General features: G+C 69.9%; 14 protein-coding genes. 7 read left to right on the forward strand and 7 right to left on the reverse strand.

Features of this window, described 5'->3' with window-relative positions; all coding sequences use genetic code 11:
* The first annotated feature begins 22 nt into the window (after positions 1 to 22).
* Positions 23 to 250: a hypothetical protein gene (locus RHM57_RS12585; protein ID WP_322135291.1), complete on the forward strand. Its 228-nt coding sequence runs from the start codon at positions 23 to 25 to the stop codon at positions 248 to 250.
* Between the two features lie 37 nt (positions 251 to 287).
* Here RHM57_RS12585 and RHM57_RS12590 read toward each other — a convergent pair whose 3' ends face one another.
* Positions 288 to 1,220 (reverse strand): NADP-dependent oxidoreductase, encoded by a 933-nt coding sequence (locus RHM57_RS12590; protein ID WP_322135290.1) that lies wholly within the window; start codon positions 1,218 to 1,220, stop codon positions 288 to 290.
* A gap of 231 nt (positions 1,221 to 1,451) precedes the next feature.
* Here RHM57_RS12590 and RHM57_RS12595 point away from each other — a divergent pair, with 231 nt between their 5' ends.
* Positions 1,452 to 2,390, forward strand: coding sequence for a phosphodiesterase (locus tag RHM57_RS12595; RefSeq protein WP_322140938.1), 939 nt, complete (start codon positions 1,452 to 1,454; stop codon positions 2,388 to 2,390).
* Here RHM57_RS12595 and RHM57_RS12600 read toward each other — a convergent pair.
* The 3 genes from RHM57_RS12600 to RHM57_RS12610 form a co-directional block, all read right to left on the reverse strand.
* Positions 2,387 to 4,213, reverse strand: a complete 1,827-nt coding sequence (locus tag RHM57_RS12600) for a stealth family protein (protein WP_322140939.1) — start codon at positions 4,211 to 4,213, stop codon at positions 2,387 to 2,389. The genes RHM57_RS12595 and RHM57_RS12600 overlap by 4 nt on opposite strands.
* A 196-nt stretch (positions 4,214 to 4,409) precedes the next feature.
* A complete protein-coding gene (locus RHM57_RS12605; RefSeq protein ID WP_322135288.1) occupies positions 4,410 to 4,838 on the reverse strand; it encodes a DUF1761 domain-containing protein in 429 nt (142 codons plus the stop codon).
* A gap of 49 nt (positions 4,839 to 4,887) precedes the next feature.
* The gene (locus tag RHM57_RS12610; RefSeq protein WP_322135287.1) at positions 4,888 to 7,032 is read right to left on the reverse strand and encodes a thioredoxin domain-containing protein; all 2,145 of its coding nucleotides are present in this window, start codon (positions 7,030 to 7,032) and stop codon (positions 4,888 to 4,890) included.
* Positions 7,033 to 7,130: 98 nt separating this feature from the next.
* Between RHM57_RS12610 and RHM57_RS12615 the strand changes: the two genes are divergently transcribed.
* Entirely contained in the window at positions 7,131 to 8,072 is a 942-nt protein-coding gene (locus RHM57_RS12615; RefSeq protein ID WP_322188261.1) for a hypothetical protein, read from the forward strand.
* 65 nt (positions 8,073 to 8,137) lie between these two features.
* Positions 8,138 to 9,214, forward strand: a complete 1,077-nt coding sequence (locus RHM57_RS12620; RefSeq protein ID WP_322140940.1) for a hypothetical protein — start codon at positions 8,138 to 8,140, stop codon at positions 9,212 to 9,214.
* Positions 9,215 to 9,330: 116 nt separating this feature from the next.
* On the opposite strand, the gene pnuC is transcribed toward RHM57_RS12620, so the two are convergent.
* Positions 9,331 to 10,011, reverse strand: coding sequence for a nicotinamide riboside transporter PnuC (gene pnuC, locus RHM57_RS12625; protein ID WP_134449363.1), 681 nt, complete (start codon positions 10,009 to 10,011; stop codon positions 9,331 to 9,333).
* On the reverse strand, positions 10,008 to 10,670 hold the full coding sequence (locus tag RHM57_RS12630; RefSeq protein WP_322135283.1) for a PadR family transcriptional regulator: 663 nt from the start codon (positions 10,668 to 10,670) through the stop codon (positions 10,008 to 10,010). Before RHM57_RS12630 ends, pnuC begins: the two co-directional genes overlap by 4 nt.
* Before the next feature lie 118 nt (positions 10,671 to 10,788).
* Between RHM57_RS12630 and RHM57_RS12635 the strand changes: the two genes are divergently transcribed.
* The 3 genes from RHM57_RS12635 to RHM57_RS12645 are packed head-to-tail and all read left to right on the forward strand — an operon-like array spanning position 10,789 to position 14,418.
* Entirely contained in the window at positions 10,789 to 11,877 is a 1,089-nt protein-coding gene (locus RHM57_RS12635) for an aromatic ring-hydroxylating oxygenase subunit alpha (RefSeq protein WP_134449361.1), read from the forward strand.
* Between the two features lie 15 nt (positions 11,878 to 11,892).
* Positions 11,893 to 12,876: a PDR/VanB family oxidoreductase gene (locus RHM57_RS12640; RefSeq protein WP_322140941.1), complete on the forward strand. Its 984-nt coding sequence runs from the start codon at positions 11,893 to 11,895 to the stop codon at positions 12,874 to 12,876.
* Positions 12,877 to 12,924: 48 nt separating this feature from the next.
* Complete coding sequence (locus RHM57_RS12645; RefSeq protein WP_322135281.1) at positions 12,925 to 14,418, forward strand: aldehyde dehydrogenase family protein; 1,494 nt, start codon at positions 12,925 to 12,927, stop codon at positions 14,416 to 14,418.
* A 7-nt stretch (positions 14,419 to 14,425) separates the two neighbouring features.
* On the opposite strand, the gene RHM57_RS12650 is transcribed toward RHM57_RS12645, so the two are convergent.
* Entirely contained in the window at positions 14,426 to 15,259 is an 834-nt protein-coding gene (locus RHM57_RS12650; protein WP_322188263.1) for an aldo/keto reductase, read from the reverse strand.
* Positions 15,260 to 15,265: the final 6 nt, after the last annotated feature.

A 15,265-nucleotide genomic window follows, 5' to 3' on the forward strand; every position in this document is an offset into this window, starting at 1 on the left:
GACGCGGCGTACCGTGACTGGCATGTTTGCTGCACACCACGGTCGGCACGTCGCCGACAAGGACCATCCCGCACGCGGGACCACGTCGCGGGACGCCCACCCGGCCGGTGCCGAGGGCTTCAGCGGACTCGAGGGCGACTTCGAAGAGGAGCGCCGCCGGGCAGCGAGCGCCCAGGCCGAACCCTACGAGCAGGAAACCGTGACCCGGCCCACCCTTCCGGGAACCACCGAGGGACTGACTCACCCCTGACCCACCCCTGCTCCGCCCCGCTCAGACCAGGTCGGGCTCAGACCAGGGCGAGCACGACCAGGGCGAGCACGACCTTGCCGCGCACGTGCCCGCCCATCAGGTAGCGGTAGGCGTCCGCGACCTCCTCGAGCGGAAATACCCGGTCGACCGGCAGCACCACGTCCCCGCTCGCGATCCGGTTGGCGAGGGCGGCCAGGTCGCCAGGGCGGGCCGCCTGACCTCCGACGCCGGTGATGCCGGCATCCGCCCGGTGGCCGCGCGCGGCGATCGTATTGATGCGGCCGCCCGGCACACCGAGTTCGAGGGCGGCGTCGATCGTGGCGGGACCGCTGTTGTCGAGCGCAGCCGTCACCCGGGGCACGAGCGCGCGCACCCGGTCGGCGAGACCGGGGCCGTATACGACGGGGATGACGCCGAGACTCCGGAGGAAATCGTGGTTGGCCGGGCTCGCGGTTCCGACAACGGTCGCGCCGGTGCGTACGGCGAGCTGCGCGGCGAGGACGCCGACTCCCCCGGCGGCCGCACTCACGAGCACCGTGTCGTCTCGGGTCAGCGCCAGCGAGCGCACCGACGCCGTCGCGGTGCGGCCCGCGATATCGAGGGCCCCGGCAGGGACGAAACCGAGCGCATCCGGTTTACGGATGACGGCGGATGCTTCGACGACGAGCCAGTCGGCCTGGGCGAACATCCGCGAGCCGCCGAGCACGGCGTCGCCGACGGCCCAGCTCGTCACGCCGGCACCGAGTTCGTCGATGACGCCGGAGAAATCATTCCCGTTGCCGCTCGGCAGGACGACACTGTACGCGCCGGCGGCCGGACCGCCGCGGAGGATCTTCCAGTCCACGGGATTGAGCCCCGCGGCGTGCACCCGCACCCGCACCTGGCCGCGGCCGGGGGCAGGCGGATCGCCGGTGATCACCCGCAGGACTTCCGGGCCGCCGAATTCGGAGAAACGCACGAAACGAGCCATGCGCCCAGCCTATTCAGGGCGCGCAAGACCCGGCACCCCTCGGATGCGGCGGCGCTCGCGGCCGGGCTTCCGCTGCCCGCGAACGGCCGGGCCCCGCCGGCTCTTCTCCGGTCCCGTCGGCATGTTCGTCTGGAATACACCGGCCGTTCAAGGTCGGCTGGTCGAATATTCGGAGTAGAGTCAGTCGACTCAACGATGAGTGCAAACAGTCCCGACGAATGGAAAGTTCATTTGAACCTGCGAACGGCCGAATACCCTAGGCCGGACTATTTCCTGCTCCACCTCAGCGATACCCATGTTCTGGCCGATGGCGGCAGGCTCTACGACCAGGTCGACAGCGCCCGGCACCTCGCCGAACTCTTCGCCGAGGTCGAGGCATCCTCTGGCCGTCCCGACGCCATCATTATCACCGGCGACCTGGCCGACAAGGGCGAACCGGATGCCTACGCCCTCGTCCGCAGCATCGTCGAGCCGGCCGCCGCCCGCCTCGGCGCCCGGGTGATCTGGGTGATGGGCAACCACGACGACCGCTCGGCCTTCCGCGCGGAACTCCTCGGCCAGCCCTCGTCGACAGCACCGATCGACCGCGTCGACTACATCGGCGGCCTCCGCATCATCACGCTCGACACCTCGGTGCCCCACCAGCACTTCGGCACGGTCACCGACGCCCAGCTCGCCTGGCTCACCGAGGAACTCCGCGTTCCCGCTCCCGACGGCACCATTCTCGCAATGCACCACCCGCCCGTTCCGAGCGTGCTCGACCTCGCCGTCTCCGTCGAGCTCCGCGGCCAGGCCCGCCTCGCCAAGGTGCTCCGCGGCACGGATGTCCGCAGCATCATCGCCGGACACCTGCACTACTCCTCGACCGCGATGTTCGCCGGCATCCCGGTGTCGGTGGCCTCGGCCACCTGCTACACGCAGGACCTCAACGTGCCCGTCGGCGGCACCCGCGGCCGCGACGGCGCCCGCGCGTTCAACCTCGTGCACGTCTACCCGGACACCGTGCTGCACTCGGTCGTACCGCTCGGCAGTTACGCCCCCCTCGACTACATCGACCCGGAGGAGAGCGCCCGCCGCCTCGCCGCGTCGGGCATCACGATCATGGGCGCGGGTACTCTCCCGGCGCTCCGCGAGCCGCCGATGACCACGCCGATCCCGGTTCTGAGCTAAGCGGGCCGCGGCGCCTGACCGAGCGCGATCGCGACCGCCGCGCCGGCGAGTTCGCCGGATTCCGCCGAGATGCGCCGGTGCGACTGCCCCTCTCGGCCGAACCGGGCGAACTCGGCCCCCGGGGAGACGCTGTCCGCGGCGGCAGGCGTGCCGCTCGCGGTGGCCTGCGCCTCGCGCTCCCACGGCGCGACGATCGGGAAGTACTGTTCGAGGAACTCGGTCACGGCCGCGCGGCGCACCTCGTCCGAGATCTCGGGGAAGCTGCCGTCGTTGAGGCAGAACATGTCCTGGTCGCGGCGCTTGCGGAGCTTGTTCATCTGGCGCAGCGCGAGCTTGAGCGTCGTCTCGATGTAGAGCGACCTGGCCTGGGTCTGCTCGACCGCGCGCCCGGTGGTCAGCGCGTAGTAGTGGTAGAGCGAGTTCGTCACGGAGATGTCGGTCGCCGAACGGAACTGGCTCGCCGCGGTGCGGGCGAAGTCCTCGGGGAACTCCGCCTCGAGCTCCAACAGGACGCTCTTCCGCATCGGCACCGCCGTGTGCTCGAGGTGCCGGGTCGTGACCTTGCCGAAGCGCTCGCGGAGCAGCGCCCGGTTGACCCGGGCGGCGTTCTCGAACCCGCTGCGGCTCGGGTCGTTCTCGCCGAGGCCGATCCGGGTGGATGCCTCGATGAACTTCGTGACGCCGCCCGGCGAGAAGAACAACTCCGGTCCGACCGGGCGGCCGAAGAACATGTCGTCGTTGGAATACAGGAAGTGTTCGGCGAGCCCGGGGATGTGGTGCAGCTGGCTCTCCACGGCGTGCGAGTTGTGGGTCGGCAGCACGCTCGGGTCGGGGAAGAAGTCCTCGCTGTTCATGATCGTGACGCGCGGGTGCTCGGCGAGCCACTCGGGCGCCGGCGAGTCCGTCGCGATGAAGATGCGGCGCACCCAGGGCGCGAACATGTAGACGCTGCGGAGGGCGTACTTGAGCTCGTCGATCTGCCGGAAGCGGGCGTCGGACTCGTCGCCGCTGCCGACGACGTATGCCTTCATCCGCTTGGCGCGTTCGCGCTGGAAGTCGCTCGAGGAGCCGTCGACCCAGGAGAAGACCATGTCGATGTCGAAGCTCACGTCGCTCGCGAGATCGTCGAACATGTGCTGCAGGGTGCGCCAGGTGCGCCCGTACAGGGTGATGGTGGTCTCGCGGGCCTCGCCACGCGGCATCCGCTTGCGCATCAGGGAGTTCTCGACCGGGGCGACGATCTCGTCTTCGCCGAAGAACCAGAGTTCGAACTGGAACGCGGTCTCGGCGCCGTACCGGAGGCGGCCGATCGGTTCGATGCGCGGGCGGTACACCCGGAACACGGATGACTTGCGCAGGGTGGTGAGGGCGCCGTCGGCGAGCAGGAGGGGCTGGGTGAGGTGCCCGTCGAGGGGCTTGGCGTAGAAGGGGTCGTTGGAGAACGCCTCGGCGAGCGCGCGGGTGATGTGCTTGCGGCGCTTGCGATCGACGGCGAGGACCGGGCGGTCGTGGTCGCCGCGGACGAGCAGGAAGTCGATGCCGGCGGCGTCGAGGGCGTGGGCGATCGCGAGGAGGTCCCTGACCATGGACTCGTGCGGGGTGAAGTGGCCGTTGATGAGGGCGATTTCGCCCTTGCGCACGACGACGTCGTCGCGGTCGAAGCGGCGGGTGCGGGCGTCCGGGGAGAGCAGCACCAGTTCGGGTTCCGTGCTCAGTGAGAGCACGGGGACGGCGGAGTTGGCGGTGCCCGCGGTGCTGCCGGTGCCGGCCGGGCTCACCGGGACGACCGACGGCTCTGCGGCTGAACGATCGACGGTAACCATGGTCCTCCTCGGGAAATGGGAACACTCATCAACGGGGCAACCGTGTGTTGCCGGGGAGAGTGCGTCCGGTACGTGCCGGCGGCCGCGACCCGGTCTGAGCCGGGAACCGGCAGCCGACAGCAAGCGGTAGCGTTCCTCCCAGTCTACGTTGCCCGGCGACCCGCCCCGATGACGGCGCCGGGACCTCCGGCGTAGGTCAGAGGGAGTTGATGCCGATCAGGCCGATGATCAGGGCCATCACCTCGAGGGTGACAAGCTCGTGGGCGAGGTTGAGCACGGTGAGCCCGGCGGGGCGCCGGTCGAAGACGTCGTGGGTCACCATCCGGGCGGCGGTGAAGCCTGCCCAGAGGATCAGCGCGGTCAGCAGCGCGTTGGCGAGGAAGCTGCCGCCGTAGAAGTTCTGCGTGATCGCGACGGCGCCCGCGAGCACCCACGCGGTGACGAAGCTCACGAGGACGGTGATCACGATGGGAGCGACCGCGTTGCCGCGCATGCTCTCCTCGTCATGGCCGACCGTACGCATCCAGTACCCGCCGAAGACCCGGCGCGAATACCAGACCGACCCGACGGCCATGCTCGACGCGGTGGCGAGCAGTACCGCCCAGATGTTGATCTCGGGAACCATGAGGGATCCTCTCGCTGCTTCCGCCGGTGGCGGAGGGGATGCCTCGATGTTAGGGCGACGCGGGCCCGTCGGGAGAGATCTCCCCGGATGTCTCCCGGATCGTTAGCTCCGCAGGGTCGGTCACCGGCACGCGGCAGACGAAGTCGCGGCAGAGGTACGCCGTCGGCCGGTCGCGGAGCGGGACACGTCCGGCGAAGAGGCCGAATCCGGCGGCGGCGAGTGTCCGGGACTGGGCCGCTGTGACGGATGCGATGACGCCGGTCGCCCGCTGCCTCGCGCTGTCGACGAGTGCCGTCACGCTCACGGCAGCGGGCACATCGAAGAAGGAGGGTGCGGCCGAGAAGTCGGGCTCCCCTGGCTCGTCGAGGTCGGCGTCACCGCTGGGTTCCGCCGCAGCGGCCCGGTCGTCTGGCGCGACGAGCACGAGCTGTTCCACGGGGGCGATCAGTGCGGAGCAGAGCTGCAGGACGGCACCGAAGGCGAGCGGGCGTTCCGCGGCACGGGCGAGGAACGGGACGACCGCCGTGACCGCTGCATCCCGGTACCTCTCCGACTCGGTCATCAGGTACAGCAGCTGGGCGGCGCCCGCGGCGGCCGAGCGTCCGGACGGGTATGCGCCCTCGGAGGGGTCGACCTCGAGGGCGAGTCCCTGGCCGACCAGCACGGGATCGGAGCCGCCCGGGACCCGGAACCGTGCGGCGGCCGTGTCTGTGGTCGCGGCAGTGTCGGTGGTCGCCGCTAGCGTGCTGTCCACCAGGAGGCGCGCCGCGGACGCGTAGCGTCCCTCACCCGTCACGAGTGCCAGTTCGAGGAGTCCCCGTGCGAACATCCCGAAGTCCTCCAGGGTAGCCCGCGCCGTCGAGGTACGGCCGGAGATGGAGGCTCGCACGAGCACCGGCCCGTCACCTGCGGAGTCGGCTGCGGCTTCGGCTTCGGCTTCGGCTTCGGCTTCCACGGTGAGATGCCGGGACAGCAGGTAGTCGGCGGCGCGGGCCGCGGCATCCGTGTAGCGGGAATCACCGAACGCGAAACCGGCGCGGGCGAGCGCGCCGATCGCGAGGCCGTTCCAGCCGGTGAGCACCTTCTCGTCGAGGGCGGGGCGGGGCTGCGTTCGCCGGGCGTCGATGTCGAGGGCGTAGTAGCCGCCCTCGACGCGGCGTCCGGCGACGGTGCTCTCGGAATCCTGGGCACTCGCGAAACCGCCGTCGGGCAGCTGCAGCACAGAAAGGAGGAACTCGGCGACGCCCTCTGCGACCGTGCGGGCCCACTGTTCCCCGGTCAGTTTCCAGGCCTGGGTGTAGAGGTCCAGGAGCTGGGCGTTGTCGTAGAGCATCCGCTCGAAGTGGGGCTCGCTCCAGTCCCGGTTGACGGCGTAGCGGAAGAATCCGCCCTCCACGGGGTCCCGCAGCGGGGAGGCGCCCATCCGTTTGAGGGTGCGCAGGGCGAGGCTGCGGCCGGATGAGCGGTCGAGCAGGAACGCGAGGACGGGGGCGACGGGGAATTTCGGCGCTCCGCCGAACCCGCCGTACCGGGTGTCCTCCGTCACGGCGAGGCCCTCGACGATGCCGTCAAGCACGCTGCCCTGCGGCAGCAGGTTCCGCGGGCCGGCTCCCCCGACATCGTTGCCGTCGACACCATCGAAAGCAGCGACGGCAGCATCGGCGACGGCGGCATCGGCGAGCTCCTGCTGTCTGGCGGCTGCGGCGAGCGCGTCTGCGACGAGAGCGCCGGTCTCGGTGACCTCGGCGCGGCGGTCGGTCCAGGCGTCCGTGACGGCTTCGAGCACCTGCCGGAACGCCGGTCGGCCGGGAACGGCGGTCGGCGGGAAGTACGTTCCCGCGTAGAAAGCACGTCCTTCAGGGGTCACGAAGACGTTGAGCGGCCAGCCGAGGCCGTCGACGAACGCGCTTGCTGCGGCGAGATAGGTCGCGTCGACCTCAGGATGCTCCTCCCGGTCGACCTTGATGCTCACGAAGTGCGCGTTGAGGTAGGCGGCGAGGTCGGGATCGCTGAAACTCTCCCGCGCCATCACGTGGCACCAGTGGCACGTCGAGTATCCGATCGACACGAGCAGCGGAAGGTCGCGCGCCCGGGCCTCGGCGAAGGCCTCGCTGCCCCAGCCGTGCCAGTCGACCGGGTTGTCGGCGTGGGAGCGCAGGTACGGGCTGATCGCATCGGCAAGACGATTCGGCATGGTCCCATTGTGCCCCGACCCCGCAACGGGCAATCGAACCGGTGACGCCGCGCCCGACTGGTTACAGTGGACACACCTCGACCGATGGGAGCCGCGGGATGACAACGGAGTCTGTCGCGCTGCGGCTGCACGCCGCGGCCTCAGCGGATGCCGCCCTCGCCTCCGACCTCCGCGCCGCCTACCGGGGCCGGCACGACGTGCTCGACGCACTCTGGTGGCGGGCGCACCCGCTCACCGGCACCCCGGGCGGGCGACCGGATCCCGCCGCCGAACTGCCCCGGTTGCAGGCCGCGGTGTACGCGCGCCCGGGCCCGGACGGCTCCCTCGAGGCGAGTGAGCGGCGGCTCCACGACCTCACCGCCCAGCTGCGGCAGGACGCGACCGACCTCGAGGCACTGCTGGTGCTGTTCCCCGACGCCGCGGCCTCCCCCGACGCCGTCCACTCCCGGGGCACTCGCCCCCTCGATGCTGCGGGCACATCCGACGCCGACGCGACCGCACGACCCGCCCCCGCGTTCCGCGGCCCGACCCGCCGGCGCAGCGTGCTCCTCGTCGCGGCCGGGTTCCTCCTCGGCGGGATCGCCGTCGCCACGACCTCTGCCCTGTTGTCCCTCGGCGGCCCGGTGAGCGGCCCGGGCACCGAGCCGGCGGCATCCGCTTCGCCAGGGCTTCTCGCGCTCTTCGACCAGCCGCCGATCCCCGACCAGACCACGATCGATCTCGGTCCCGAGTTCCGGCGGGATTCGATCCACGCGATGTTCGTCGAGCGCGAGACCAGCTCCTTCGTGTACGTCGCGCGGCGGGGCGACGACCTCTACTGCGTCATCCTGCGCACCCAGGGCCAGCAGGGCGCGAGCGCCTGCGTCGGCCTCGCCGAACTCGCCCGCCGCGGCCTGACCCTCACGGCGACGGTGCCGGTCAATCCCTTCACCCTCGGCAAGGACTCCCTCGAACCGGCGGGCGCCCTCGCTGACGTCACGATCCGGGTCAGCACCGACGGCGTCGTGTCGAGCGAGACCGCCCCGCATCCCACTTCCTGACCGGCAGCACCTGTTCCCGGCGGCGCACTCGCTAGGGTGAGTGTCACAACCGTCGGGGGGCCGGAATGGTATTCGAGATCAGCGCAGAGTACGAGCAGCACCGGCGGGCCGGGCGGCTGCGCGAGGCCGCCCAGGCGGATGCCGCGCTCCACGAAGTCCTGCGCCGCGGCTACCCGGGTCGCCACGACGTGCTCGACGCCCTCTGGTGGCGGGCGCATCCGCTCACGGAGACGCCGGCCGGCCGGCCGGACCCCGCTGCCGAACTCCCGGAGTTGCAGGCGGCGGTGTACTCCCGTGCCCGCTCGCCCGAGTCTGCTTCCGAGGACGAGCAGCGTCTCGCGGCCCTGCAGCTGGCGCTCGGCCGCGACACCGCCGACCTCGACGCACTCCTCGGCCAGTACCCCACCCTCGAGGCCGGCGCGCTCGCCAAAACCGGACCATTCCTTCCCGCGAGAGTACGAAAAGTGCCCCTATCGGACCCCGATACGGGCACTTTTCGTACTCTCGCGGAGGGAGGAGCGGATGCAGCGGCGGGAACCGCAGCGGGCCAGGGGCCGGAAGCCGCGGCGCCGCGGCGCCTGCGCGTGCTGCGCGTGCTGCGCGCAGCAGCGCTGGTGGTGTCGGGCGCGACGGTCGGGGTGATCGCGCTGCTCGTGCTGCAGGCGAGCGGGCTGGCCGGCGCAACGGATGCCTCTGGCGGCGCTACCCCGACGGGCGGAGCCTCCGAGACGGCCGGGCCCGCCGCATCCGCCGGAAACCTGCTCGGGGTCTTCGACCAACCCGAATTCGTGCCCGACGACACCACGCCCGCCCTCGGCGGCGAGTACACGTCGGTGCACAGCCTTTTCGGACCGGTCCTCGAAACGGGACTGCCGTACAGCGTCTTCGCGGCACGGCTCCGTGACGACCAATACTGCCTGATCCTCCGCAACGCCGACCTCACCGGCACGAGCGCGTGCACCACGCTCGACGAACTCGCCGGGAGCGGGCTACACCTCAACGCCACGGTCATGGGCTCGCTCGGGACGGCAGGCCCCCTCACCGTTTCGGACGCCTACGACCAGCTGATCGACGTCAGCGTCGATTGGACCGCAGACGGAATGAGCTCATCGAGCGGCCCGCACCCTAGCGCGGACGGGTAGCCCGGGCGCCGAGTGTCGCCACACCCGCCGAGGATCGCCCGTACACCGGGTCGTCTGGGCGGAACCGGCGACACTCGACCGTGGTCGGCCGCGGCGAGGCTCGTCAAGCGGGCGGGTCACACCGTGCCGGTGAGCTCGTGCTCGACGAAGTCCCTGCGGCGGCGTTGCACCCGCATCCAGATGAAGAAGCCCGTGATCGTGAACGCCCCGTAGAACACGTACAGGATCGCCGAGGCGTAGTACCCGGCGCTGACCAGGAGCGGTACCCCGACGATGTCGACCGCGACCCAGATCAGCCAGAACTCGGTCCAGCCCTTGGCCATGCCGTAGGTCGCGAGCAGGGAGCCCGTGAAGATCCAGGCATCAGCCCAGACCGGTTCGAAGGAGCCGAGGGCACGGAAGATCGGGGTGAGCACGAGGGTGCCGGCGACCATGCCGAGGCCGAGCAGGATGCGGGTGCGGTTGCCCGCCCAGTGCGGCACGACCGCGGCGCGAACGGTGGAGTGGCGGCTCCGCGACCACTGGATCCACCCGTAGATCGACACGATGATGAACATCACCTGTCGGCCGGCCTGGCCGAGCAGGTTCACCGGGTTGGGGGTACCGAAGACGGCGCCGAGGAACACCGTGAACAACAGCGCATTGCCCGCCATGCCGACCGGCCACGCCCAGACCTTGCGGCGCATTCCACCGACTGCGCTCAGTATCCCGAACGCGTTGCCGATCACCTCGCGCCAGAGGATGGTCTGCGTGCCGATCTGAAGTTGCGCGTCGAACAGCCACTCAATCGGATTCACAGGTCAACTTCCTCGCCGGGGCTGGTCCCTCCGCCTTCTCCCAACTTACCGCGAACGCTTTCGGGCGGCTTCGGCTCAAGCTCGTCGGCCAGGCGCAGCCCACGCTCTGCCCACCCGATTTCCTGCTCGGCCCGGGCGATGAGCCCCTCGTAGGCGAAGAGCTTGTACGCCGCGATGCGCGGCCGCTCGGACTCCGGGCTGATCAACAGTCTCTGGACGAAGATCGGATGCGTACCGTCCCGGATCGCGGCGAACTGGCCCTGCCACTGCTCGCGCAACCCGGCCCAGTGCCGCACGTGCGCCCGGAGCTGCTCCCGGACCGAGTCCGGGTCGGCCCACTCGAAGTACGCCGCACGCAGGTGCGCCGGGTCTCGCTCCCGCGAGTACTCGACCGGTTCGGCCATCCACGCACGGAACGCCTGCTCACCCAGCGAGGTGATGTGGTAGACCCGCTTCGTCGCCTGGGTCGCCTGGGTACTCCGGGCAACTGCCGTCGCCTCGATCAGTCCCCCGGTTTCCATCCGGCGCAGTTCCGGGTAGATCTGCGAGTCCGGGGCGCTCCAGACGTGCCCGACCGAGCTGTGGAAGGACTTGGCGAGGTCGTAGCCCGTCATGGGCTGCGCCGTCAGGAGCGCGAGGAGGGCGTAGCGCAGGCTCATGGTTTGATTCTGGTCCCTGAAAGGGTCTTGTGGTTTCACTATCGACATAGGTATTGTTGCCCTCCATTGACCTATCGATGTGATGCCAGGTGCATGATGTCCGGACGAAGGAGTCCCGATGAAGGAAACGACCGTCGACAAGATCCTCGGCCACCCGCTCAACGCCTGGTACGTCGCGGCCTGGGACCACGAGGTCAATCGCAAGCCGCTCGCGCGAACCGTCGCTAACCGTCCGCTCGCGCTGTACCGCACCGAGGACGGTGACGCCGTCGCCCTCGCCGACGCGTGCTGGCACCGGCTGGCGCCGCTCTCGATGGGAAAGCTGGAGGGCCGGGACGGCATCCGCTGCCCGTACCACGGCATCCTCTACAATTCGGCGGGCCGCTGCGTCTCGATGCCGGCACAGGAGACCATCAACCCGAGCGCAACGGTCGCGTCCTTCCCCGTCGTGGAACGGTACCGCTACGTCTGGGTGTGGCTCGGCGATGCAGCCCTGGCCGACCCGGAGCTCGTGCCCGACATGCACCAGATGGATGACCCGGAGTGGGCAGGAGACGGCCTGACGATCTCGGTGGACTGCAACTACCAGCTGGTGCTCGACAACCTGATGGACCTGACCCACGAGGAATTCGTGCACAGTTCCTCGATCGGCCAGGAGGCGCTGAGTGAATCCGAGTTCACGGTGCACCATGACGAACGGACCGTCACCGTGGAACGCTGGATGCTCGGCATCGACGCTCCCCCGTTCTGGCTGAAGAACATGCGCGACAAGTTTCCCGGCTTCGAGGGGAAGGTCGACCGCTGGCAGATCATCCACTTCGAATCGCCGACCACGATCAACATCGACGTCGGTGTCGCGCGGGCCGGCACCGGGGCGCCGCAGGGCGATCGAAGCCAGGGCGTCAACGGCTATGTGATGAACACGATCTCGCCCGTCACCGACCGTTCCTCCCGCTACTTTTGGGCGTTCATGCGCAATTACCGGCTCGAAAGCCAGGTGATCACCACCCAGCTGCGCGACGGGGTCTCCGGCGTCTTCAGGGAGGACGAGGACATGCTCGTCGCCCAGCAGGCCGCGATCGACGCAAACCCCGACTACGAGTTCTACAGCCTGAACATCGACGCGGGCGGGATGTGGGTGCGGCGGCTGATCGAACGTCAGCTCGCTGCGGAGGGACGCCTGCCCGCGCCCGTCGCTGCCGGCTGAGTGGCGGCGACGACGATGGCAACGTCCCACGCGGCGGTCTGGCAGCGCGCCACGGTCGTCGACTCGACCGCCCTCACCGACAACATCCGCCGGATCGTGCTCGCGCCCGACCACCCGGCCAAGGTCGACGCCGGCGCACACATCGACGTGCGCGTGCCGATCGGCGGGGTTCTGGACCGCCGGTCGTACTCCGTCGTCGACGCCGGCCCCGACGGCCGGACCCTGGCGATCAGCGTGCTCGACTCTCCGCGGTCCCGCGGCGGCGCGCGGGCGATGCACGCCCTCCGGCCCGGCGACACCGTCGAGATCACCCAGCCGATCGTCGACTTCCCCCTCCGCGTCGGAGCCGCGCACTACGTGCTGCTGGCCGGCGGCATCGGCATCACTGCGGTCATGGGCATGGCGAGGGTGCTCCGGTCGGTCGGCGCCGACTACACGCTCGTCTACGCCGGGCGCAGCCGGCCGGCGCTGGCCTACGTCGAACACGTGCAGAACGCGCACGGCGACCGGCTGAGACTCCACATCACCGACGAAGGCAACCCGCTCGACGTCACCGAGCTCGTCGGCGGGGTCGAACCGGGCACCGAACTCTACCTGTGCGGTCCGATCAGGCTGATGGACGCCGTTCGCCGGGCCTGGATCGAACGCGAGCTCCCCTACCCCGACCTCCGGTTCGAGACCTTCGGCAACAGCGGCTGGTTCGCCCCCGAGGACTTCGTCGTGCGCATACCGCGGATCGGCGCCGAGGTCACCGTCCGGGCGACCGAGACCATGCTCGAGGCGCTCGAGGCCGCTGAGGTCGACCTGATGTTCGACTGCCGCAAGGGTGAGTGCGGACTCTGCGAGGTGCGCGTGCTCGACCTCGACGGAGACATCGACCACCGTGACGTCTTCTACAGCGAGCGCCAGAAGGACTCCCGCGGCACGATGTGCTGCTGCGTCTCCCGAGCCGTCGCCCCGCCCGGCGGCACCGCCGTCGTGACAATCGACATTTCCTGATCCTCCGCACCCCTACCCAACCGCAATCACCCTGAAGGAGAACCGCCCATGACACTCACCGTGAACGAGACCGCGACAACCCTGTTCCTCGACCCCGCGGCGTGGTCGGGGAAGATCTACATCAACGGGGAGTGGGTCGCCGGGTCAGGCGGCGACCTCCCGGTCATCGAGCCGGCGACCGGCGACGAGATCGGCCGGATCGGGATCGCCACCCCCGTCGACGTGGCCAGGGCCGCCGCGGGCGCGGCCGCGGCGCAGAAGGCCTGGGCCGCGACCGCGCACCCGGTGCGCGCCGCCGTGCTGCGCCGGGCCGCCGCGCTCCTGGAGGAACACGCCGACGAGATCATGGACTGGAACGTGCGGGAAGTCGGCGCGGTTCCCGGGCTTGCCGGCTTCGCCCTCCACGTCGGCGCTCAGGAATGCTACGAGGCGGCGGCGTTGCCGTCGCATCCGCTCGGCCAGGTACTCTCGAGCGAGGAGCCGAGGATCTCCATCGCCCAGCGGGTGCCCGTCGGCGTCGTCGGAGTCGTGTCGCCGTTCAACGTGCCGATCATCCTCGGCATCCGCGCGGTGGCGCCGGCGCTCGCGCTGGGCAATGCGGTCGTGCTCAAGCCGGACCCGCGCACCGCTGTGACCGGCGGCGTGATGATGGTGCGCATCTTCGAGGAGGCCGGCCTGCCCGCCGGGCTCCTGCAGCTGGTGACCGGCGGCGCCGATGTCGGCGAGGCCATCGTCACCGACCCGAACGTGCGGGTGATCGCGTTCACCGGCTCGACCAGGGCCGGTCGCGCCGTCGGCGAGCTCGCGGGAAAGCATCTCAAGCGTGCCCACCTCGAGCTGGGCGGTAATTCCGCCTTCGTCGTACTCGCCGACGCCGACGTCGACAAGGCCGTCAACCTCGCGGCCTGGGGATCGTTCCTGCACCAGGGCCAGATCTGCATGACGGTCGGGCGGCACATCGTGCACGAGAGCATCTTCGACGAGTACGTCGAGAAGCTCGCCGCGAAGGCGGACTCCCTTGCCGTTGGCAACCCCGCCACCGAGCACGTGCACCTCGGCCCGATCATCGACGAGAACCAGCGCGACCGCATCCACCGCCTGGTCACGGGCTCGATCGATTCCGGCGCGAAGCTGAGGGCCGGCGGCAGCTACGACGGGCTGTTCTACCGGCCCACCGTGCTCGCGGACTCGCCGCTGGATGCCCCCGCCTTCTGCGAGGAGGTGTTCGGCCCTGTCGCATCCGTGGTGCGGTTCAGCACCGAGGACGAGGCCGTGGGCATCGCTTCGGCGACCGAATACGGGCTCTCGCTCGGCATCGTGACCGCCGACGCAATGCGCGGCCTCGAACTGGCCCAGCGGATCCCGTCCGGCATCGTGCACATCAACGACCAGACGGTCAACGACGAGGCGAACACACCGTTCGGCGGCGTCGGCTCGTCCGGCACGGGTTCGCGGCAGGGCGGTGCGGAGGCCAACATCGACGCCTTCACGGAGACGCGCTGGATCACCCTGCGCCGCACGCCGGGCAGCTACCCGTTCTGAGCGGAGCCTAGTTCACGTCGTTGGGGTGGGAGCCCACGCGGCCGGCGCGCTCGAGCGCGGAGATCGTGGCGAGTTCGGTGTGGCTGAGCTCGAAGTCGAAGACGTCGAGGTTCTCGATCATGCGCGCGCGCCGGTTCGACTTCGGGAACAGGATGTTGCCGGTCTGCAGGTGCCAGCGGATGACCACCTGAGCGGGGCTCTTGCCGTGCGCCTCGGCCGCGACGACGACGACGGGCTCCTCGAGGAGTGGGTACTTGCCCTGGCCCAGGGGTCCCCACGCCTCGATCTGAATCCCGTGGGCGCGCGCGAACGCGGTGACCTCAGGCTGCTGGTGCGCGGGGTGCAGCTCGATCTGGTTGACCGCCGGGACGACATCCGTCTCGGCGAGAAGGCGTTCGAGGTGCGGCACGAGGAAGTTCGAGACACCGATCGAGCGTGCACGTCCGGAGGCGCGGATCTTCTCGAGCGCCTTCCAGCTCTGGATGTAGCTGTCCTTCGCCGGCGTCGGCCAGTGGATGAGGTACAGATCGACGTAGTCGAGCCCGAGCTTCTCGAGGCTCAGGTCGAAAGCGTCGAATGCGCTCTGGGTTCCCTGTTCACTGTTCCACAGCTTCGTCGTGACGAAGAGCTCGGAGCGAGGCACGGCGGATGCCGCGATCGCGGCCCCGACTCCGGCTTCGTTCCCGTAGATCGCGGCCGTGTCGAGGTGGCGGTAGCCCACCTCGAGGGCGTCGGAGACGATGCGGGTCGTTTCGTCCGGATCGACCTTGAACACGCCGAAGCCGAGCTGAGGAATGGTGTGGCCGTCGTTGAGGGTCAGGGTGGGCACAGAAGTCGTCATGGGCCC

It is taken from the genome of Cryobacterium sp. 10S3 (assembly GCF_034344045.1).
Taxonomy (GTDB): Bacteria; Actinomycetota; Actinomycetes; order Actinomycetales; family Microbacteriaceae; genus Cryobacterium; species Cryobacterium glucosi.